This is a genomic window from Pseudomonas sp. B21-032 (assembly GCF_024748965.1).
Taxonomy (GTDB): domain Bacteria; phylum Pseudomonadota; class Gammaproteobacteria; order Pseudomonadales; family Pseudomonadaceae; genus Aquipseudomonas.
In genome coordinates this window covers 5,166,954-5,186,033 of record NZ_CP087180.1, presented here as the reverse complement: position 1 = coordinate 5,186,033, position 19,080 = coordinate 5,166,954, and the positions used below count along the sequence as shown (strand labels likewise).

Genomic DNA, 19,080 nt, shown 5'->3' with positions numbered 1-19,080 from the left:
TGCGCCACTGCAGCAAAAACTTCCCGGAGCGGCACCTGACTATTGTTGCCAGGTGCCGTTCCTCTTAGGCTGCGCACCTCCAAGGAGGTGTCCTGTGCCCATTCGCTATCTCATCAAACAAATGATCATGCCGCCCGGCATCCTGTTTCTTTTGCTGATTGCTGCCTGGTGGCTGCCCAAATCCTGGCCGCGGCTGTCGACCCTGTGCTTTGTCCTGGGCCTGGGCGGCTTGTGGCTGATGAGCCTGCCGATCGTGGTGGAGCAGGCTGCCCGGCAACTGGAAAGCGAGCCGGCCCTGGCCAGCAGCCAGTGGGCGGGGCTTGCGCAGCAGGCCGATGCCATCGTCATCCTCGGGGCCGGGCGCGAGCGCGGCGACCCTGCCTGGGACTCGCAGGACCAGCCCACGGGCGTGGCCATGGAGCGCATGCGTTACGCCGCGCAACTGGCCAAGGCCTCGGGGTTGCCAGTATTGACCAGCGGCGGATTGCATTACGGTACGCCGCCCAGCGAAGCGCAGCTGATGGCCGATTCCTTGCAGCGAGACCTCGGGGTCAGCGTGCGCTGGAAGGAAGAGCGCAGCCGTACCACCTGGGAAAACGCGCAGATGAGTGCCGAGTTGTTGCAGCCTCTGGGGATCAAGCGCGTAGTGGTGGTGACCCAGGCCTGGCACATGCAGCGTTCACGCTGGAGCTTCGAACAGGCGGGGTTTGTCGTGGTGCCGGCACCGGTGGGCTTTCTGGGTCGTGACCATGCCCGGCCCTTCGGTGGCTGGCTGCCGGAAGGCAAGTCGCTGTGGCAGAGCGGCCAACTGCTCAATGAGGCAGTCGGCCTGCTCGGCTACAAGCTGTTCTACTAGACGGTCTTGGCGATCCGGCTGGCCAGCAGGGCCCAGCCCAGCAGCAACGCGCAGAGAATCACCAGTGGCCAGGAGCGCCACTGCAGGTACGGGGTGAGTTGCTGCATCGGCACCACTTCGCCATAGAGGATGCCACGCTCGAACTGCGGGATCTGTGCGGTGATGCGCCCGAACGGGTCGATCAGGCCGGTGACGCCGTTGTTGGTGGCGCGGATCATCCAGCGGCCGGCTTCCAGGGCACGCATCTGCGCCATCTGCAGATGCTGCAGGGGGCCGATCGAGGTGCCGAACCAGGTGTCGTTGCTGATGGTCAGGAGGATATCGCTGCGGGCCGCCAGGCTTGCGGCAAACTCCGGATAAACCACTTCGTAGCAGATGTACGGCGCGATTTGATAGCCCTTGGCCTGCAACAGTGGCTGATCGGCCGGGCCACGGGCGAAGTCCGACATTGGCAGGTCAAAGAAGGCGATCAGGCCACGGAGCATGTCCTGCAGCGGCACGTACTCGCCAAATGGCACCAGTTTTTGCTTGAGGTAGGTGCCATCGCCTTCGCCGGTGACAGTGATGCCGTTGTAATAGCGGCGTTGCTCGTGCACCACTTCACGTACCGGAACCCCGGTGATCAAGGCGGTACTACGCTCGGCGGCGAAGTTGCCCATCATGTCCAGGTAGCCCTGGGCCTGATCCTTGAGGATCGGCACCGCGGTTTCCGGCCACACCAGCAGGTCGACCGGCTTGGAGCTGAAGCTCATGTCGCGGTACAGGGCCAGTTGAGCATTGACGTGTTCGGGGTTCCACTTCATTTCCTGCTCGACGTTGCCTTGCAGCGCAGCAACGGTCAGCGGCTTGCCCGCCGGGCTGGTCCAGGCGTGGTTTTTCAGCGCCAGGCCGATGGCCCAGGGCGCCAGCAGCAAGACCACGGCCACTGCCAGAAACGACGTGCGCGCGCGCAGGCGTGGCAGGTTGCACAGCAGCGCCGCGCACAGCGCCAGGCAGAACGAGATCAGCCACATGCCGCCCAGCGGCGCCAGGCCCGACAGCGGGCCGTCGAGCTGGCTGTAACCGGAGTACAGCCAGGGGAAACCGGTAAGGAACCAGCCGCGGAACGCCTCCTGGCCGACCCATAAGGCGGCGAAGCACAGGGCATCGGCCAACGGCGCCTCGTTGCGCCGTAGCCAGCGCGCCCAGAGCCAGGCGGGCAGGGCGAAGAACCAGGCAATGGCGGCAAAGAACGCCAGCAACAGCCCGGTGGCCAGCAGCGGCGTGGCGCCGCCGTAGGTATTGATGCTGACGTAGATCCAGCTGGTGCCGGCGGCGTACAGGCCAAAGCCGAAGCACCAGCCGCGGCCCAGGGCCTGGCGCGGGCTGAGCTCGCGCAGGCCGAGGTAGAACAGGCCGGCCGCAAGCAATGCCAGCGGCCAGATGTCGAACGGCGCCAGGGCCAGGGTGGTGATTGCACCGGCCGCCACGGCCAGCAGGTTACCGGGCCAGCCGGGGCGGGTGATCCAGCGCATGGTTGTCCTTAACGGGTGATAGGGGTCAGACGCAGCAGGTGAATCCGGCGGCTGTCGGCGTTGAGAATACGGAAACGGTACGGGCCGATCTCGGTGGTCTCGTTACGCTTGGGCAGGTGGCCGAAGGCGCTCATCACCAGGCCGCCGACGGTGTCGAACTCGTCGTCGGAGAACTGGCTGTCGAAGAACTCGTTGAAGTTCTCGATCGGCGTCAGCGCCTTGATCAGGAAGTCGCCGCTGGGCAGTGGCTTGATGTAGCTGTCCTCCTCGACGTCATGCTCGTCTTCGATGTCGCCGACGATTTGCTCAAGGACGTCTTCGATGGTCACCAGGCCCGCCACGCCGCCGTACTCGTCGATGACGATGGCCATGTGGTTGTGGTTGGCGCGAAACTCGCGCAGCAGCACGTTCAGGCGCTTGGACTCGGGCACGAAGGTGGCCGGGCGCAGCAGGTCCTTGATGTTGAAGCTGTCGCCGTTCTCCTTGAGGATCAACGGCAGCAGGTCTTTGGCCAGCAGCACGCCGAGCACGTCATCGTGGCTTTCGCCGACCACCGGGTAGCGCGAGTGGGCGGCGTCGATCACCGCCGGCAGGAACTCACGCGGCGACTGGGTCGCCTTGATGCTCATCATCTGCGAGCGCGGCACCATGATGTCGCGCACCTGCAGGTCGGCGACCTGGATGGCGCCCTCGACAATGGTCAGCGCCTCGCTGTCGAGCAGCTTGTTCTGATGGGCTTCGCGCAGCAGCTCAAGCAGCTCCTGACGGTTTTTCGGCTCGTGGGCAAAAGCCTGGGTCAGTTTGCCCAGCCAGGACTTTTGCCCGTTGCTCGATCGATCTTCGCTCATGGCGGTTACTCGTGATCCTTTGCAGATATCAGTGTTGAATTGTCGTCGTGTTCGTCGTCGGCGTACGGGTCCGGATGACCCAGTTCAGCAAGCAACGTTCGTTCCAGTGCTTCCATTTCCTCGGCCTCATCGTCGTCAATGTGGTCGTAGCCCAGCAGGTGCAGGCAACCGTGGATGACCAGGTGCGCCCAGTGGGCCTCGAGCGCCTTGCCCTGTTCGACAGCCTCGCGTTCGACCACGGCGATGCAGATCACCAGGTCGCCGAGCAGCGGAATGTCGAGCAACTCGTCAGGCACATCGGCCGGGAACGACAGCACGTTGGTGGCGTAGTCTTTGTGCCGCCAGGTGTGATTCAGTTCGCGGCCTTCGGCTTCATCGACCAGACGGATGGTCATTTCCGAGTCGGCCGTGCGCTGGCGCAGGGCCAGCTCGCACCATTGGCGGAATTGTTCTTCGGTCGGGTGGTTCGCATCGCTTGCCAGCTGCAGATCGAGCTCAAGCATCGCGGTGTTTGCCTTCAGCCGGGTTCTGCTGCTGGCTGTCGAAGCGCTCGTAGGCCTCGACAATGCGCTGCACCAACGGATGGCGGACCACGTCCTTGGGCTGGAAGTGCGTAAAGCTGATGCCCGGCACGCCCTTGAGCACCTCGATGACATGGGCCAGGCCCGACTTGGTGCCACGCGGCAGGTCGACCTGGGTGATGTCACCGGTGATCACCGCGGTGGAACCGAAACCAATGCGGGTGAGGAACATCTTCATCTGCTCGACCGTGGTGTTCTGGCTTTCGTCGAGGATGATGAAGCTGTTGTTCAGGGTGCGCCCGCGCATGTAGGCCAGCGGTGCGATCTCGATCACCTGGCGTTCGATCAGCTTGGCCACGTGTTCAAAGCCGAGCATCTCGTACAGCGCGTCATACAGCGGGCGCAGGTACGGGTCGATCTTCTGTGCCAGGTCGCCGGGCAGGAAGCCGAGTTTTTCACCCGCTTCGACCGCCGGACGCACCAGCAGGATGCGTCGCACCTGTTCACGCTCCAGGGCATCAACCGCGCAGGCCACGGCCAGGTAGGTCTTGCCGGTACCGGCCGGGCCGATGCCGAAGTTGATGTCGTTGCCGAGGATTTCCTTCACGTAGCGCTGCTGGTTCAGCCCGCGCGGACGAATCATGCCCTTGCGCGTGCGCAAGGAAACACTGACTTCGTTGACGGCCGGGTTCTCCAGCTCTTCGACGGCCGATTCCTGCAGGTACAGGTGGACCATTTCCGGCGACAGCTCGGTGGCCTTGGCCTCGCGATAGAGGCGGCGCAGCAGTTGCTCGGCAGAGGAGGTGTGCTTGGGTTCGCCGATCAGTTCGAACTGATTGCCGCGGTTGCGGATTTCGATGGCCAGGCGCTGTTCGATCAGGCGCAAATGCTCGTCGAACTGCCCGCACAGGTTGGCGAAGCGATGGGCCTCGAAAGGCTCGAGGATGAAACGATGTGGTTCGATAGGTGCGTTCAAGGTCGTTTTTCAGCCGCCCAACGGCAAAGGATATGGTCTCAAGGATAACCCTAGCCGCTGCAGGGCGAAAGCGCTGAAACGATCAAGGGTCGCCGGGCCTGTAACCAGGCCCGGCAGGACAGCTCAGTGGGCCAGCGAGCCGAACAGCGAGTGTGGGCGCGCGTCGTCGATATGGATATCGACGAACTGGCCGATCAGCTTGGGATTGTCGCAGCGAAAGTTGACGATACGATTATTCTCGGTACGCCCCTGCAACTGGCCAGGATCGCGGCGCGAGTAGTCGGTGACCAGAATGCGCTGGACCGTACCGACCATTTGTCGGCTGATCTCGAAGCCCTGGGTGTCGAGGCGGTGCTGCAGGGCCTTGAGGCGCTCTTTTTTCAGTTCTTCCGGGGTTTCGTCCGGCAAGTCCGAGGCCGGGGTGCCCGGGCGCTGGCTGTAGACGAACGAGTAGGAAAAATCGAAACCGACGTCGGCCACCAGCTTCATGGTCTGCTCGAAGTCTTTCTCGGTTTCGCCGGGGAAGCCGACAATGAAGTCCGAGCTGATGCAGATGCCCGGTACCGCCGCCTTGAGCTTGCGCAGCTTGGACTTGTACTCGAGGACGGTGTGGTTGCGCTTCATCGCCGCCAGCACCCGGTCGGAGCCCGATTGCACCGGCAGGTGCAGGTGCTTGACCAGCTCCGGCACCTCGGCGTGGGCCTGGATCAGGCTGTCGGAAAATTCCAGCGGGTGCGAGGTGGTGTAGCGGATGCGCTCGATGCCATCGACGGCGGCGACCACGCGGATCAGCTCGGCAAGGTCGGCCAGGCGGCCGTCGTGGGTCTGGCCGCGGTAGCCGTTGACGTTCTGCCCCAGCAGGGTGACTTCACGCACGCCGTTCTCGGCCAGGTGGATGACCTCGGCCAGCACGTCGTCGAACGGCCGGCTGACTTCCTCGCCGCGGGTGTAGGGCACCACGCAGAAAGTGCAGTACTTGCTGCAGCCTTCCATTACCGAGACATAGGCGGTGGGGCCGTCGATGCGTGGCTCGGGCAGGTGGTCGAATTTTTCGATCTCCGGGAACGACACATCGACCTGCGGCAGGCGCGTGGTGCGCGCCGCGTCGATCATTTCCGGCAGGCGGTGCAGGGTCTGCGGGCCGAAGACCACGTCGACATACGGCGCGCGCTTGCGGATCGACTCGCCTTCCTGGCTGGCCACGCAGCCGCCGACGGCGATGACCATGTCCGGTTTGAGGTCCTTGAGTTCACGCCAGCGACCCAGCTGGGAGTACACCCGGTCCTGGGCACGCTCGCGGATCGAGCAGGTGTTGAGCAGGATGACGTCGGCGTCTTCGGCGCGGGCCGTGACTTCAAGGGCTTGATGTTCACCCAGCAGATCGACCATGCGCGAGCTGTCGTACTCGTTCATCTGGCAACCGTGGGTTTCGATGTAAAGCTTCTTGGCCATGGGAGATCATCTGGTAATTCGAAGAACCGCACATTATAAGGGGCCGGCGCCGTGGATCCTAGCGTTGTCGGCCCGGTGCCTATGTTATAGTTTGCGACTTCTTTACCACCCTTGATTGTCCCCGCCCAAAATGACCAAACGCGAAGCTCCGATCTACAAAGTGATCTTTCTCAACCAGGGCCAGGTGTACGAGATGTACGCCAAACAGATCTACCAAAGCGATCTGTGGGGCTTCCTTGAGGTCGAGGAGTTTGTCTTTGGCGAGCGCACCCAGGTGGTGGTCGACCCGAGCGAAGAAAAGCTCAAGGCCCAGTTCGAAGGCGTGGTGCGCAGCTTTGTGCCGATGCATTCGATCGTGCGTATCGACGAGGTGGAGCGTCTGGGCACGCCGAAGATCAGCGAAGCACGCGGTACTGGCAATGTAATGCCATTCCCGATGCCAATGCCGGAAAAGTAAGCGGGGATCAGGGCAGCGGCGAGAAGGGCGTGCGGCCTTCGGCGGTCTGCAGCTCCAGCAGGTACTTGCGGAAAATCTGCCCCAGCACCTGGGTGGCGACTTCCAGTTCATCGCGGGGCATCTTCGCAGACACCTCGTCGGCCATGTCCAGGGCATCTTCGGCGCCGTTGACCGCCGCCATCTTCAGCACGATGTAGGCCTGCACATTGTTGGCCGCCACACCTTCACCCTTGTAGAACATGCTGCCCAGGCGGTATTGCGCCTCGGCGTGGCCTTGCAGCGAGGCTTGCTCGAAGTAGCTCAGGGCCTGGTTGAGGTCGCGCGGGGTGTTGGTGCCCTCGTAGTAGAACTCACCCAACTCGTACTGGGCCTGGGCATCCCCGGACTTTGCCGCGTCCTGGCAGGCGGCGAGGGCTTGCGGCAGGTCTTCGGGCTGGGAATCGAGGGTGCAGCGGCCCGTTGCCGGAATCAGCAACGAGTTACCGCCTGCCGTGGCCAGCAGGGGCTGAAGAAGCAACAGGCAGCCCAGGGCGAGGGCGCGGCCGGTGCGGTTCATGGGGATCGACATACCTCTGCAAAGCTGCGGCCAAAGTGTCTGGTGGCACATTATGGGATAAGCAGCGCCTACCTTACAAAGTCTTTACTCGATTTTCTGCTTTGCAAGGCCCCATCGCGGGGCAATCGTGCGCCTGCAGGCACACGATTGCCCCGCGATGGTCCACTGAATTACAGCTTGGCAAACGCCTTCTCAGCCGCATCCAGGGTGATCTGCAGCTCGGTGTCACCGTGGGCGATCGAGGTAAAGCCGGCTTCGAAGGCGCTTGGCGCCAGGTACACGCCACCTTCGAGCATCAGGTGGAAGAAGCGCTTGAAGTGCTCGGCATCGCTGGCCATGACGTCATCGAAAGTAACGATATCGTCGGCGCCACTGAAGTACAGGCCGAACATGCCACCGGCCTGGGTGGTGACGAACGGGATGCCAGCAGCATCGGCGCGCTGTTGCAGGCCATCGAGCAGGCGGCTGGTGAAGGCGCTCAGCTCGTCATGAAAGCCCGGGCGGCTGATCAGCTTGAGGGTGGTCAGGCCGGCGGCCATGGCCAGCGGGTTGCCCGACAGGGTGCCGGCCTGGTAGACCGGGCCCAGCGGCGCGATCTGTTCCATGATCTTGCGCTTGCCGCCGAAGCAGCCCACCGGCATGCCGCCGCCGACGATCTTGCCGAAGGTCGACAGGTCCGGGGTAACGCCGTAGTGCGCCTGGGCGCCACCCAGGGCGACGCGAAAACCGGTCATCACTTCGTCGAAAATCAGCACCACGCCGTGCTTGTCGCACAGTGTGCGCAGGCCTTCGAGGAAGCCCGGCGCCGGCGGTACGCAGTTCATGTTGCCGGCTACCGGCTCGACGATGATGCAGGCAACCTCCTGGCCGACTTCGGCGAGCATCTTCTCGACCGCGTCGATGTCGTTGAACGGCAGGGTCAGGGTGTGTTTGGCAAAGGCTGCCGGCACGCCGGCCGAGCTTGGCACGCCCTGGGTCAACAGGCCGGAACCGGCTTTGACCAGCAGGCTGTCGGAGTGGCCGTGGTAGCAGCCTTCGAACTTGATGATGCTGTCGCGGCCGGTGTAGCCACGGGCCAGACGGATGGCGCTCATGGTCGCTTCGGTGCCGGAGCTGACCATGCGGACCATTTCCATCGAGGGCACGATCGAGCAGACCAGGTCAGCCATTTCGGTTTCCATGGCGGTTGGCGCGCCATAAGACAAACCGTGTTCCAGCTGCTTGCGCACCGAGTCGAGCACGTCCGGGTGGCTGTGGCCAAGGATCATCGGGCCCCATGAGCCAACGTAGTCGACGTAGCGTTTGTCATCTTCATCGGTGACATAGGCGCCAGCGGCATGCTTGAAGAACAGTGGCGTGCCGCCAACGCTCTTGAACGCCCGCACCGGCGAGTTGACGCCACCGGGGATGTGTTTCTGGGCGTTGGCAAACAGGGTTTCGGAACGAGACATGATGGGCTCTCTCAATCAGGCAGAAGCGAACAGGGCGTTGAAGGCGCGTGCACGGCGGGTGACTTCCTGCGTGCTGTCGGCGCCAAACAGGCCGTGAATCACCGCAAGCAGGCTGGCGCCGTGGGCGACCAGCGGGGCGGCGTTGTCGAGGGTGATGCCGCCGATCACGCAGATCGGCAGCTTGATGCGGGTGCGCGCTTGTTCCAGCAAGGCGATGTCGGCGGCGGGCACGCCCGGCTTGGTCACCGAGTTGAAGAAGCGGCCAAAGGCGACGTAGCTGGCGCCTTCGCGGGCGGCCTGTTCGGCCAGCTCAAGCTGGGCATGGCAGGTCGAGCCGATGATCGCTTCGCGGCCGAGCAGGGTGCGCGCTGGCGTCAGCGGGCCATCGGTCTGGCCTAGGTGCACACCGACACCCAGGCGCGCGGCCAGCTCGGCATCGTCGTTGATGATCAGTTGGGTCTTGTAGCGTGCGCAAAGCTCGGCCAGGGCTTCGGCTTCGCGCAGCCGGTGGGAATCGTCCTGGCTTTTGTCACGGTACTGCAGCAAGGTCACGCCGCCTTCAAGCGCCGCTTCGACATAGGGCAGGAACTTGCCGGCCAGCAACTGGCTGTCAGTGATGGCATACAGGCCGCGTAACTTCATGGTGTAGACCTCAAGCGAAGATCAGGAACAGAAATCCAGGGGCAGGCGGCGCGGCACGTACTGGCCTTTGCCCAGTTGCTCGGCGTCGCGCAGGGTCCGCCAGGTGTAGTCCAGGGCCGAACGCACCGCGCTTTGCAGTTGCTCGCCAAGGGCCAGGCGGCCGGCCAGGGCGCTGGCCAGGGTGCAGCCGGAGCCGTGGTAGCTGCCGGGCAGGCGCTGGCAGGTCCAGGTATGACGCTGGCCGTCGCGGCTGTACAGGCGGTTGTGGATTTCGTGTTCGTCACCGTGACCGCCGGTGATCAGCAGGTGTCTGACAAACGGCAGGAGTTTTTCGGCGCATTCATCGGCGCTGCCGTCGGGCAGCTCGGCCAGGATGCGCGCTTCGGGAAGGTTGGGGGTAGCAATGGTTGCCAGCGGCAGCAGGCGTTCGCGCATGGCGTAGCCGACTTCATCCTTGCCCAGGCGGCCACCGCCGCCAGCGCGCAGGACCGGGTCGCAGACCAGCGGCAGGTGCGGGTGGGCACTGAGCAGTTCGACCACGGTATCGACCATTTCGGTCGAGCCGAGCATGCCCAGCTTGACCGCCGCTACGGTCGAATCGGCAAGCACGGCATTGGCCTGGGCCAGTACCCACTCGCGGTCGAGGACGCGGAAGTCAGTGACATTGACGGTATCCTGAACGGTCAGGGCGGTCACGGCCGGAGCGGCATGACAGCCTTGCGCAATCAGGGCTTCGATATCTGCCTGCAAGCCGGCACCGCCACTGGGGTCGTGGCCGGAGAGACAGAGGACAACGGGGCGGGAGCTGTAGGTATTCATGGTGCGCGAGCTTATCACCAAACGCTTTTGCTGGGTCCGCCCCGGCGCCGGGGATTTTTCAACGGGCGTTTGAACTGTACTTGTGAAATCGCTGAAAGTGGCGTTCTAGAGCCTTCGGCGTAAAGTTTTCAGTGGCATCTGGCAGGCTCGGAAAGCTATGCTAGAGTGCTCGAATAAACCGATAACGGTTACTGCCGGATTGCATCGCCTCAAACGGACAGGAGGCTACGCGACGCGACCGGGACAGGCCATGCTGGGGCTGTATGCGCTATTTGCTGATTGTTGTGCTGGGCTGGTTGCCGTTACTGGCCCCGGCGGTCGATTTCGACGACTCCACCCGCAGCTTGCCGCTGGGGCAAGTGATGCAAGTGTTCGAAGACCGCGATGGCAATGCCAGCATTGCGCAGGTCAGTGCGCCCTCGTTCGCCGAGCATTTTCGCCCGCATCGGGCTGAGGTCCTCAACGCCGGTTACTCCACCTCGGTGTTCTGGCTGAAAGTCCAGCTGCGCTACACCGCCTTGCCCTCGGCTGCGCCCCGCGCCTGGTTGCTGGAACTGGCCTACCCGCCGCTCGATCACCTGGAACTCTACCTGGCCGACGCCAGCGGCACCTTCCACCTGGCCCAGCGCACCGGCGACGCCTTGCCCTATGCCAGCCGGCAGATCAAACAGAACAACTACCTGTTCGAATTACCGTTCACCCCCGGCCAGACCACCACCGCTTATTTGCGCCTGCACAGCGAAGGGTCGGTGCAAGCGCCGCTGACCCTGTGGTCGGCCCAGGCCTACCTCGAAGCACAGCCCACCCGCTTGTACGTGTTGGGCCTGATCTACGGCGTATTGCTGGGGATGCTGGTGTACAACCTGTTCATCTACCTGAGCGTACGCGACACCAGTTACCTGTACTACATCCTCTACATCGCCTCGTTCGGCCTGTACCAGGTGTCGGTCAACGGCGCTGGCGTTGCGTATTTCTGGCCGGACAGTCCCTGGTGGGCGAACGCCGCCACGCCGATGTTCATCGGCGCGGCAGGTTTGTTCGGTTGCCAGTTTGCCCGCAGTTTCCTGCAACTGCGCAATCACAGCCGTGCCTTCGATGCAGTGCTCAAGGTGCTGATGGGCTGCGGCGCGCTGGTCATGCTGTTGTCGCTGACCAGCAGCTACGGTGTTGCCCTGCGCCTGGCCACCGCTTTGGCCCTGCTGTTTACCGTGTGCATTTTCGCCGCCGGGATTTTCGCCTGGCGCCGCGGTTTGCGCGTGGCCCGCTACTTCATCATCGCCTGGTCGGCATTCTTGCTCGGCGGCCTGGTCAACACCCTGATGGTGCTGGGTTACCTGCCGAACGTGTTCCTGACCATGTATGCCAGCCAGATCGGTTCGGCGCTGGAGGTCGGCCTGTTGTCCCTGGCCCTGGCCGACCGCATCAACAGCATGCGCGACGAGCAGGCCCGCACCCTGCGCGAAACCGGCCGCACCCTGGAACAGCTGAACATCGAGCTGGCCAACAGCAACCGTCTCAAGGACCAGTTCCTGGCTACCGTCACCCACGAACTGCGCACGCCGATGAACGGCGTAATCGGTTCGCTGGAGCTGATGCAGACCATGTCGCTGGACGGCGAGCTGGCCCAGTACCAGCACACCGCAAGCTCCGCGGCCCAGGACATGATGGGCATGGTCGATGACATCCTCATCCTCACCGAACTGCAGGCCGGCCGCCTCAGCGCGCAAAATGCACCGTTCAGCCTGCGCTCGCTGCTGCAGGAAGTGCGTGCCGAATACGCCGCGCCGGCCATGGCCAAGGGCTTGTACCTGAGCCTGGATATCCCGGCGGAGCTGCCTGACGTACTGATCGGCGATCGACACAAGCTGGCCATGTGCCTGGGTTACCTGATGGACAACGGCATCAAATTCACCCACCAGGGTGGAGTCATGTTGCAGGCCCGCGGCACACGGCTGGGGCCGGACCTGTTGGGCCTGAGCATCAGTGTCAGCGACAGCGGCATCGGTTTTGACTGCCTGGACGAAGCCACGCTGTACCAGCGCTTCTTCCAGGTCGACGGTTCGATGACCCGTGAATACGGCGGCTTGGGCATTGGCCTGGCGATTTGCCGGCAGCTGGTCGAGTTGATCGGTGCACGCCTGCAGCACGAATCCAACCCGGGCCTGGGCAGCCGTTTCGAGCTGAACCTGAGCGTGCCCTTGAGCCCTCCCCAGGCGCAGTTGGGCATGCCTCGGCCAGGGTTAAACCACGGCTAGTTAGGCGTTTTTGTCACTTTGACAGGGGGGCAGGGCGTGATTCACTGAAAATTCAGTCACGCCAGGATCCAGGAGGCCCCTCGATGAACCTGCACCAGTACGCTGAAACCCATGAGGTCACCAACCAGCCGCCGTCCCTGGACGGGGCCAACCTGTACCGCATCGACCTGCCACTGCAGGAATGGTCGCGGCGCTACGGGGCGGGTTGGGCGCAGGAGCGCATCGACGCGTACGGTGCCCTGGCCGGCGGGCCGCTGATGGCCGCAGGCTTTCTGGCCAACCAGAACAAGCCGCAGTTCAGCAGCCATGACCGTTATGGCCATCGCATCGATCTGGTGGAGTTCCATCCGGCCTATCATGAACTGATGCGCACGGCCATCGAGCATGGCCTGCCGTCCTTGCCCTGGACTGACCCGCGTGAAGGCGCGCATGTCGCCCGCGCCTCGATGACCTACCTGCACAGCCAGGCCGAAGCCGGCAGTGGTTGCCCGCTGACCATGACCTTTGCCGCGGTGCCGGCGCTCAAGTTGCAACCTGAGCTGGCCGAGTACTGGCTGCCGAAAGTGCTGGCCACCGAATACGACCCGCGCAACCTCGGCGATCGCCACAAGGTCGGCGTGACCCTGGGCATGGCCATGACCGAGAAGCAGGGCGGCACCGATGTGCGTGCCAACACCACCCGCGCCTATCCGGTGGGAGCACCCGGCCCGGGCCAGGCCTATGAGCTGGTCGGGCATAAATGGTTCTGTTCGGCGCCGATGTGTGATGCCTTCCTGACCCTGGCGCAGACTGACAAGGGCTTGAGCTGCTTCCTGCTGCCGCGCCACCGCCCGGATGACAGCCGCAACCAGTTCTATATCCAGCGCCTGAAGAACAAGCTCGGCAACTGCTCCAACGCCTCCAGCGAGGTCGAGTTCCGTGGCGCCCTGGCCTGGATGATCGGCGAAGAAGGCCGCGGCGTGCCGACCATCATCGAGATGGTGGCCATGACCCGCTTCGACTGCATGGTCGGCTCCAGCGCCCTGATGCGTCAGGCCCTGACCCAGGCTGCCCATCACTGCGCCCATCGCCAGGTTGGCGGGCGCTTGCTGGCCGAGCAGCCATTGATGCAGAACGTGTTGGCCGATCTGGCCCTGGAAAGTGAAGCGGCGCTGGCCCTGAGCCTGCGCATGGGCCGTGCCCTCGACCAGCCGGATGATCCGCACCAGGCGCGTTTTGCCCGCTTGATTACCGCCGTGGGCAAGTACTGGATCTGCAAGCGTGCGCCGGCAATGATCAACGAAGCGGCCGAATGCATGGGCGGCGCCGGTTATGTCGAAGACAGCATCCTGCCGCGGCTGTACCGCGAAGCGCCGGTCAACTCGACCTGGGAAGGTTCAGGCAATGTCCAGTGTCTGGACGTGTTGCGGGCACTGTCCAAGGAGCCAGGTGTGCTCGACACGTTGTTCGCCGAGCTCGGTGATGGCCACGGCGACCCGCGCCTGGCCGCACATATCGGTAACCTCAAGGCGGCCTTTGCCGACACCGCGGACATCCAGTACCGCGCCCGCCAGCTCACCGAAGACATCGCCGTCGGCCTGCAGGCCAAGCTGCTGCTCGAAGCCGGTAACGCCGCGGTCAGCGATGCCTTTATTGCCAGCCGCCTGGGCGGCAATGGCCGGGTGTATGGCGTACTGCCCCGTGGCGTCGACGTCGCCGCGCTGGTGCAACGCTCGACCCCGAACTGGCCGCTCTAACGTGCGTGCCTTTGCCGCCGGATATAGGCAAGATGGGCGTATGCATGTCAGACAGGAAGTACATTGTGAGCCGTACTGATGAAGCCTTCGTTGTCGTAGAAACCGCCGAGCAGGCCGTCGATCGCCTCGCCGCCCTGCACGAACAAGCCACCGCGGCCCTGAGCCAGGCGCTCAAGCGCTACCTCAAGGACCGCACCGAGCCGGATGCCGAGGAGCGCGCACTGTTCCGCTACCCCGAGCTGCGCCTGACCTACCAGTACCATGGCGAAGTGCCGGCGATCACCCGCGCCTACGCCAAGGTCCAGTTGCCGGGCACCTACAGCGTGACCGTGACCCAGCCGGCGGCGTTCCGGGGTTACCTGCTGGAGCAATTGAAGCCGCTGATGCGCGACTTCACCGTCACGGTTGAAGTGGGCGTCAGCCAGCAGAACATTCCGTACCCCTATGTGGTCGAGCAGGGCGACGAACTGGCCGGTACGGGCATTACGGCTGCGGCGCTGGCGCGGGTGTTCCCCAGCACCGATCTTTCTGCCGCCACCGATGGCATCGCTGACGGCCTGTACGACTGGGCCAACGTCGACCCGCTGCCGCTGGCGCTGTTCGACGCCGCGCGGGTGGATTTTTCCCTGCGCCGCCTGGTGCATTACACCGGCAGCGACTGGCGCCATGTGCAGCCGTGGATCCTGCTGACCAACTACCACCGCTATGTCGACCAGTTCATCAGCCACGGCCTTGAGCGGTTGCGTGACGACCCGCGTTTCGTACGCATGGTCCTGCCCGGCAACGTAATCATCGAAAAGGCCATGGACAACGGTGAAGCCCAGGCCCTGGTTGCCGGAGTGGTGTGGCACCGCTACCAGATGCCGGCCTACCACCTGATCGCCGCCGATGGCGACGGCATCACCCTGGTCAACATCGGCGTCGGCCCGTCCAACGCCAAGAACATCACCGACCACCTGGCGGTACTGCGCCCGCATTGCTGGCTGATGATCGGCCACTGTGGCGGCCTGCGCCAATCGCAGACCATCGGCGACTACGTGCTGGCCCACGCCTACATGCGCCGCGACGGGATTCTCGACCGGGTAGTGCCGCCGAACATTCCGATTCCGGCCCTGGCCGAAGTGCAACTGGCCTTGCAGGAAGCGGCGGCGCAGGTGACCGGCGAGCGTGGCGACGAGCTGAAAAAGCGCCTGCGCACCGGCACCGTGCTGACCTACGACGACCGTAACTGGGAGTTGCGCTGGGCGCAGGAACGGCCGTTGATCAACCTGTCGCGGGCGGTGGCGGTAGACATGGAAAGCGGCACCATCGCCGCCCAGGGCTATCGTCTGCGGGTACCCTACGGCACTTTGCTGTGCGTCTCCGACAAACCGCTGCACAGCGAAATTAAACTGCCGGGAGCGGCCAACGCCTTCTACAACCGGGCGGTCAGCCAGCACCTGAAGATCGGCATCGCTGCCCTCGACCTGCTGCGTACCGAGCTCAACTCGCTGCACTCGCGTAAACTGCGCAGTTTTGACGAGCCGCCGTTCCGCTGAGGCCCCATGTCGTTACCCCCACGCTCCAAGCCGCGGCGCCCCGCGGCCAAACCCGCCGGCCCGCGTCGCCACGCCAAGGCGCCGCCGGCCGAGCCGCGGTTGATCCTGTTCAACAAGCCCTTTGACGTGCTGACCCAGTTCAGCGACGGCGAAGGGCGCGCGACCCTCAAGGACTTCATCGCCATCCCCGGCATCTACCCGGCTGGGCGCCTGGACCGTGACAGCGAGGGCCTGCTGCTGTTGACCAACGACGGCCAGTTGCAGGCGCGGATCGCCGACCCCAGGCACAAGCTGGCGAAAACCTATTGGGTACAGGTAGAAGGGGAGCTGAGCGAGGAGCAACTGCAGCGTTTGCGCGATGGCGTCGAGCTCAACGACGGCCCGACTTTGCCGGCCCAGGCCCGTCAGCTCGACGAGCCCGAACTGTGGCCACGCAACCCGCCGGTACGCTTTCGCAAAAGCGTACCGACAAGCTGGCTGGAGCTGGTCATCAAGGAAGGGCGCAACCGTCAGGTGCGGCGCATGACCGCTGCCGTCGGCTTGCCGACCCTGCGCCTGGTGCGCGTGCGGATCGGCGACTGGAGCCTGGATGGCCTCGATCAGGGCCAGTGGCGGGAAGTACCGGCCAAGCTTTAGACGCCTTCGATGAAGCCGATCACCACGCTTTTGATGATGAAGGCGAGGATGCCCAGGCCCAGCACGAAAAACAGGATGAAGGTGCCGAACTTGCCGGCCTTGGATTTTTTCGCCAGGTCCCAGACGATAAAACCCATGAAACCAATCAGGATGGTGACCAGGATGGTCATCATCCATTCTTCGAACAACGCAGGATCCATCGATACTCTCCGGCAGGTTGAGGCGCGCGATTATACGCCGCCGTTGCCAGCCTGACTAACGCAGGTGCGTGAGCGGCAGTTCGGTGCTGGCCAGTACCTGGTTGAGAACAAAGCTGGAGCGCACGCTGGTCACGCCTTCGATACGGGTCAGGTGGCCGAGCAGCAACTGCTGGTAATGGTCCATGTCGGGCACCACGACTTTCAGTTGGTAGTCGGCATCCATTCCGGTCACCAGGCTGCATTCGAGCACCTGCGGCAGGCTGCGGATCGCCGCTTCGAAGGTCTCGAAGCGCTCGGGAGTGTGCCGGTCCATGCCGATCAGCACATAGGCGGTCAGGCTCAGGCCGAGCTTCTTGCGGTCGAGCAGGGCGACCTGGCGGGCAATATAACCGTCGTCTTCCAGTTGCTTGACCCGACGCGAGCAGGGCGAAGGCGACAGGCCGATGCGCTCGGCCAGTTCCTGGTTGGAGATACGCGCGTCGCGCTGCAATTCGGCAAGAATGCTCAGGTCATAACGGTCGAGCTTGCTCATGGGATTGGCCTTTTCTGTTTCGATTGCGTCGAATTATCAATCTGTAGGCAAAAATTGCGCAAGTGATATTTAAATGAGCAATCTTCGCAATCCTCTGCCGCTGCCATCGCCGTATTCTTATCACCAGAATCACTGCCCGGACATCAGTCCAGTGCGGCGGGCCGAATCAGGCCAGCTGCGGCCAGCAACCCCACCAGGTTGTGCTCGGCCCCCGGGCTACACACTGTCCACAAGACGGCGTGAGGTGAGCCGGTGTCACAAGCGCCGAGCACGGACAAAATTCTCAAAGGGAGACCCCAGGGTCTCCCTTTTTTATTACTCAAATTTCATCTGGCGGCCGATAACCCCTGGCAGACGGCCTGATAGAGTAATTACAGGCCCCTTGTTATCGGTCCGAGAGGAAAGTATGAAGTCGCGTGTCTGGGGTATGGCGGGTGTGGGTGTGCTGTGCACGAGTGTCAATCTGCCGCTGCTGGCTGAGGGCCAGGGAGCTTCACCCTTGCTGTCGCGGCCCGATGAAGTGCGCCAGACCCAGGAGCCACGCACCGGCTATTACCAGGATATCCCGCGGCGCAACGACAACCGCTATTACCACGCCGGTGGCAGTGGGCATGGGGATGGCCACGGCAATGGCTGGGGGCCGGAGCCGCAATACCGTCCGGGGCAGACCATCGAACACTTCCCCGAGCAGTACTGGAAGGTGCCCTATCGCGGGCATGACTACTTCTATTCCGGCGGCTACTGGTATCGCCCGCAAGGCCCGCGTTATGTGGTGGTGACTCCGCCCTATGGCGTGCGGGTCAACTACCTGCCCGACTATGCCCAGCAAGTGTGGATAGGCAGTGCGCTGTTCTTTCTGGCGGCAGGGACGTATTACCAGTACCTGGAAGACAGCCGCGAGTATGTGGTGGTCAACCCGCCGGCGGCCAGTACGCCGGCCCGAAGCGGCCCAGGTTATGACGTGATTGCTTATCCCGCGCAGGGCCAGAGCCCGCAGCAGCTTGATCGCGACCGCTACGAATGCCACCGCTGGGCGGTGCAGCAGACCGGTTTTGACCCGGCTGCGGCCAGCTACGCGCCGTCGGCGCAGGTGGCCGATAACTATCGGCGGGCGCAGAGTGCTTGTTTGAGCGGGCGGGGGTATAGCGTCAACTGAACCGGGTGCTGCTGCGCAGCCCCTCGCTGGCAAAGAGCAGCCTTGCCAACTGCCTCACATCACCGGATCTGCATGCACCAGCACTTCAGCCTTGGGGTACTTGCTGTTGATCGCCGCCGCTGCCTGGTCACACAAGGCATGGGCCTGGGTCAGCGGCAGGTCCCCGGGCAACTCCAGGTGCAATTGCACGAACCAGTGGCTACCCGACACCCGCGTACGCAAGTCGTGGGCGCCGCGCACCCCCGGCACACTGCAGGCCAGCGCCAGCATCTGATCGCTGATGTCGCCGGGCAGCTCCTGATCCATCAGGATCGAGCTGCTCTCGCGGGCAATCTGCAGGGCGCTCCAGAGGATGTACAGGGCAATGCCCAGGCCGAAGATTGCATCCAGCTGTGGCCAACCAAAGCGCGCCAGCACCAGGGCAACGAGAATGCTGCCGTTGAGCAGCAGGTCAGAGCGATAGTGCAGTGAATCGGCGCGCACCGCTGTCGAGCCGGTGATGCGGATCACCTTGCCCTGCAGCATCAGCAAGGCAATGGTCAGCACCAGCGACAACAGCATCACCGCAATGCCGATGCCGGTGTCACCCAGAGGCTGCGGATTCTGCAGCCGCTCAACCGCCTGCACGCCGATCAGCACCGCGCTGACACCGATGAACAGCGCCTGGGCCATGCCGGCCATGGCCTCGGCCTTGCCGTGGCCGTAACGGTGGTCGTCATCGGCCGGGCGCAGGGCGTAGTGCACCGCCAGCAGGTTGAGGAACGAGGCGACGCCATCGAGCGCCGAGTCGGTCAACCCGGCCAGCAGGCTGACCGAACCGCTGAGCCACCAGGCCAGCGCCTTGGTCAGGATCAGGATACTGGCCACCGCCAGCGATGCGCGGGTGGCCAGGCGCAGCAGGCGTTGGTGTTCAGCCGAGGGAGTCATGCCTAAAG

General features: G+C 63.7%; 19 protein-coding genes. 7 read left to right on the top strand and 12 right to left on the bottom strand.

Annotated features, from left to right (window positions below):
* Positions 1-94: 94 nt before the first annotated feature.
* Positions 95-856 carry a YdcF family protein gene (locus LOY54_RS23930; protein WP_258608165.1) on the top strand — a complete coding sequence of 254 codons (762 nt, stop codon included), beginning with the start codon at positions 95-97 and terminating at the stop codon, positions 854-856.
* Here LOY54_RS23930 and lnt read toward each other — a convergent pair.
* The 5 genes from lnt to miaB form a co-directional block, all read right to left on the bottom strand.
* The gene (gene lnt, locus LOY54_RS23925) at positions 853-2,370 is read right to left on the bottom strand and encodes an apolipoprotein N-acyltransferase (protein WP_258608163.1); all 1,518 of its coding nucleotides are present in this window, start codon (positions 2,368-2,370) and stop codon (positions 853-855) included. The two genes, LOY54_RS23930 and lnt, sit on opposite strands and share 4 nt — an antisense overlap.
* A gap of 8 nt (positions 2,371-2,378) precedes the next feature.
* Positions 2,379-3,218, bottom strand: a complete 840-nt coding sequence (locus LOY54_RS23920) for an HlyC/CorC family transporter (RefSeq protein WP_010222913.1) — start codon at positions 3,216-3,218, stop codon at positions 2,379-2,381.
* 5 nt (positions 3,219-3,223) lie between these two features.
* Positions 3,224-3,721, bottom strand: coding sequence for an rRNA maturation RNase YbeY (ybeY, locus tag LOY54_RS23915; RefSeq protein WP_258608161.1), 498 nt, complete (start codon positions 3,719-3,721; stop codon positions 3,224-3,226).
* Complete coding sequence (locus LOY54_RS23910) at positions 3,714-4,715, bottom strand: PhoH family protein (RefSeq protein ID WP_258608149.1); 1,002 nt, start codon at positions 4,713-4,715, stop codon at positions 3,714-3,716. The genes ybeY and LOY54_RS23910 overlap by 8 nt, the downstream gene beginning before the upstream one ends.
* A gap of 123 nt (positions 4,716-4,838) precedes the next feature.
* On the bottom strand, positions 4,839-6,167 hold the full coding sequence (gene miaB / locus LOY54_RS23905) for a tRNA (N6-isopentenyl adenosine(37)-C2)-methylthiotransferase MiaB (protein ID WP_045199840.1): 1,329 nt from the start codon (positions 6,165-6,167) through the stop codon (positions 4,839-4,841).
* Positions 6,168-6,297: 130 nt separating this feature from the next.
* On the opposite strand from miaB, the gene LOY54_RS23900 reads away from it, so the two are divergent.
* Positions 6,298-6,624 carry a DUF1820 family protein gene (locus tag LOY54_RS23900; protein ID WP_010222917.1) on the top strand — a complete coding sequence of 109 codons (327 nt, stop codon included), beginning with the start codon at positions 6,298-6,300 and terminating at the stop codon, positions 6,622-6,624.
* Positions 6,625-6,631: 7 nt separating this feature from the next.
* On the opposite strand, the gene LOY54_RS23895 is transcribed toward LOY54_RS23900, so the two are convergent.
* The 4 genes from LOY54_RS23895 to LOY54_RS23880 form a co-directional block, all read right to left on the bottom strand.
* Positions 6,632-7,180 (bottom strand): tetratricopeptide repeat protein, encoded by a 549-nt coding sequence (locus LOY54_RS23895; RefSeq protein WP_045199838.1) that lies wholly within the window; start codon positions 7,178-7,180, stop codon positions 6,632-6,634.
* A gap of 170 nt (positions 7,181-7,350) precedes the next feature.
* The gene (gene hemL, locus LOY54_RS23890; protein WP_258608147.1) at positions 7,351-8,631 is read right to left on the bottom strand and encodes a glutamate-1-semialdehyde 2,1-aminomutase; all 1,281 of its coding nucleotides are present in this window, start codon (positions 8,629-8,631) and stop codon (positions 7,351-7,353) included.
* Between the two features lie 15 nt (positions 8,632-8,646).
* Positions 8,647-9,273: a thiamine phosphate synthase gene (thiE, locus tag LOY54_RS23885; protein WP_258608145.1), complete on the bottom strand. Its 627-nt coding sequence runs from the start codon at positions 9,271-9,273 to the stop codon at positions 8,647-8,649.
* Positions 9,274-9,294: 21 nt separating this feature from the next.
* Positions 9,295-10,092 (bottom strand): hydroxymethylpyrimidine/phosphomethylpyrimidine kinase, encoded by a 798-nt coding sequence (locus LOY54_RS23880; protein WP_045199832.1) that lies wholly within the window; start codon positions 10,090-10,092, stop codon positions 9,295-9,297.
* A 263-nt stretch (positions 10,093-10,355) separates the two neighbouring features.
* Between LOY54_RS23880 and LOY54_RS23875 the strand changes: the two genes are divergently transcribed.
* The 4 genes from LOY54_RS23875 (at position 10,356) to LOY54_RS23860 (ending at position 16,257) form a co-directional block, all read left to right on the top strand.
* Positions 10,356-12,347, top strand: coding sequence for a hybrid sensor histidine kinase/response regulator (locus tag LOY54_RS23875; protein ID WP_258608144.1), 1,992 nt, complete (start codon positions 10,356-10,358; stop codon positions 12,345-12,347).
* 83 nt (positions 12,348-12,430) lie between these two features.
* Positions 12,431-14,083, top strand: coding sequence for an acyl-CoA dehydrogenase family protein (locus tag LOY54_RS23870; protein ID WP_258608142.1), 1,653 nt, complete (start codon positions 12,431-12,433; stop codon positions 14,081-14,083).
* A 32-nt stretch (positions 14,084-14,115) separates the two neighbouring features.
* The gene (gene amn / locus LOY54_RS23865) at positions 14,116-15,621 is read left to right on the top strand and encodes an AMP nucleosidase (RefSeq protein ID WP_371128634.1); all 1,506 of its coding nucleotides are present in this window, start codon (positions 14,116-14,118) and stop codon (positions 15,619-15,621) included.
* A gap of 6 nt (positions 15,622-15,627) precedes the next feature.
* Positions 15,628-16,257: a pseudouridine synthase gene (locus tag LOY54_RS23860; protein WP_258608140.1), complete on the top strand. Its 630-nt coding sequence runs from the start codon at positions 15,628-15,630 to the stop codon at positions 16,255-16,257.
* On the opposite strand, the gene LOY54_RS23855 is transcribed toward LOY54_RS23860, so the two are convergent.
* Entirely contained in the window at positions 16,254-16,457 is a 204-nt protein-coding gene (locus LOY54_RS23855; RefSeq protein WP_010222926.1) for a DUF2788 domain-containing protein, read from the bottom strand. The two genes, LOY54_RS23860 and LOY54_RS23855, sit on opposite strands and share 4 nt — an antisense overlap.
* A 55-nt stretch (positions 16,458-16,512) precedes the next feature.
* Entirely contained in the window at positions 16,513-16,989 is a 477-nt protein-coding gene (locus LOY54_RS23850; RefSeq protein ID WP_010222927.1) for an Lrp/AsnC family transcriptional regulator, read from the bottom strand.
* A gap of 406 nt (positions 16,990-17,395) precedes the next feature.
* On the opposite strand from LOY54_RS23850, the gene LOY54_RS23845 reads away from it, so the two are divergent.
* Positions 17,396-18,145: a DUF6515 family protein gene (locus LOY54_RS23845; protein WP_258608138.1), complete on the top strand. Its 750-nt coding sequence runs from the start codon at positions 17,396-17,398 to the stop codon at positions 18,143-18,145.
* A 54-nt stretch (positions 18,146-18,199) separates the two neighbouring features.
* Here the strand turns inward: LOY54_RS23845 and LOY54_RS23840 are convergent, their stop codons facing one another.
* On the bottom strand, positions 18,200-19,072 hold the full coding sequence (locus LOY54_RS23840) for a cation diffusion facilitator family transporter (RefSeq protein WP_093379218.1): 873 nt from the start codon (positions 19,070-19,072) through the stop codon (positions 18,200-18,202).
* Positions 19,073-19,080 lie beyond the last annotated feature (8 nt).

Excerpts from the sequence above, each read along its gene's own strand:
- LOY54_RS23870 (WP_258608142.1), top strand. The coding sequence starts at position 12,431 with ATGAACCTGCACCAGTACGCTGAAACCCATGAGGTCACCAACCAGCCG.
- LOY54_RS23840 (WP_093379218.1), bottom strand. The coding sequence starts at position 19,072 with ATGACTCCCTCGGCTGAACACCAACGCCTGCTGCGCCTGGCCACCCGC.
- thiE (WP_258608145.1), bottom strand. The coding sequence starts at position 9,273 with ATGAAGTTACGCGGCCTGTATGCCATCACTGACAGCCAGTTGCTGGCC.
- LOY54_RS23850 (WP_010222927.1), bottom strand. The coding sequence starts at position 16,989 with ATGAGCAAGCTCGACCGTTATGACCTGAGCATTCTTGCCGAATTGCAG.
- LOY54_RS23880 (WP_045199832.1), bottom strand. The coding sequence starts at position 10,092 with ATGAATACCTACAGCTCCCGCCCCGTTGTCCTCTGTCTCTCCGGCCAC.
- lnt (WP_258608163.1), bottom strand. The coding sequence starts at position 2,370 with ATGCGCTGGATCACCCGCCCCGGCTGGCCCGGTAACCTGCTGGCCGTG.
- miaB (WP_045199840.1), bottom strand. The coding sequence starts at position 6,167 with ATGGCCAAGAAGCTTTACATCGAAACCCACGGTTGCCAGATGAACGAG.
- ybeY (WP_258608161.1), bottom strand. The coding sequence starts at position 3,721 with ATGCTTGAGCTCGATCTGCAGCTGGCAAGCGATGCGAACCACCCGACC.
- LOY54_RS23900 (WP_010222917.1), top strand. The coding sequence starts at position 6,298 with ATGACCAAACGCGAAGCTCCGATCTACAAAGTGATCTTTCTCAACCAG.
- LOY54_RS23875 (WP_258608144.1), top strand. The coding sequence starts at position 10,356 with ATGCGCTATTTGCTGATTGTTGTGCTGGGCTGGTTGCCGTTACTGGCC.
- amn (WP_371128634.1), top strand. The coding sequence starts at position 14,116 with ATGGGCGTATGCATGTCAGACAGGAAGTACATTGTGAGCCGTACTGAT.
- LOY54_RS23860 (WP_258608140.1), top strand. The coding sequence starts at position 15,628 with ATGTCGTTACCCCCACGCTCCAAGCCGCGGCGCCCCGCGGCCAAACCC.
- LOY54_RS23855 (WP_010222926.1), bottom strand. The coding sequence starts at position 16,457 with ATGGATCCTGCGTTGTTCGAAGAATGGATGATGACCATCCTGGTCACC.
- LOY54_RS23920 (WP_010222913.1), bottom strand. The coding sequence starts at position 3,218 with ATGAGCGAAGATCGATCGAGCAACGGGCAAAAGTCCTGGCTGGGCAAA.
- LOY54_RS23895 (WP_045199838.1), bottom strand. The coding sequence starts at position 7,180 with ATGAACCGCACCGGCCGCGCCCTCGCCCTGGGCTGCCTGTTGCTTCTT.
- LOY54_RS23845 (WP_258608138.1), top strand. The coding sequence starts at position 17,396 with ATGAAGTCGCGTGTCTGGGGTATGGCGGGTGTGGGTGTGCTGTGCACG.
- hemL (WP_258608147.1), bottom strand. The coding sequence starts at position 8,631 with ATGTCTCGTTCCGAAACCCTGTTTGCCAACGCCCAGAAACACATCCCC.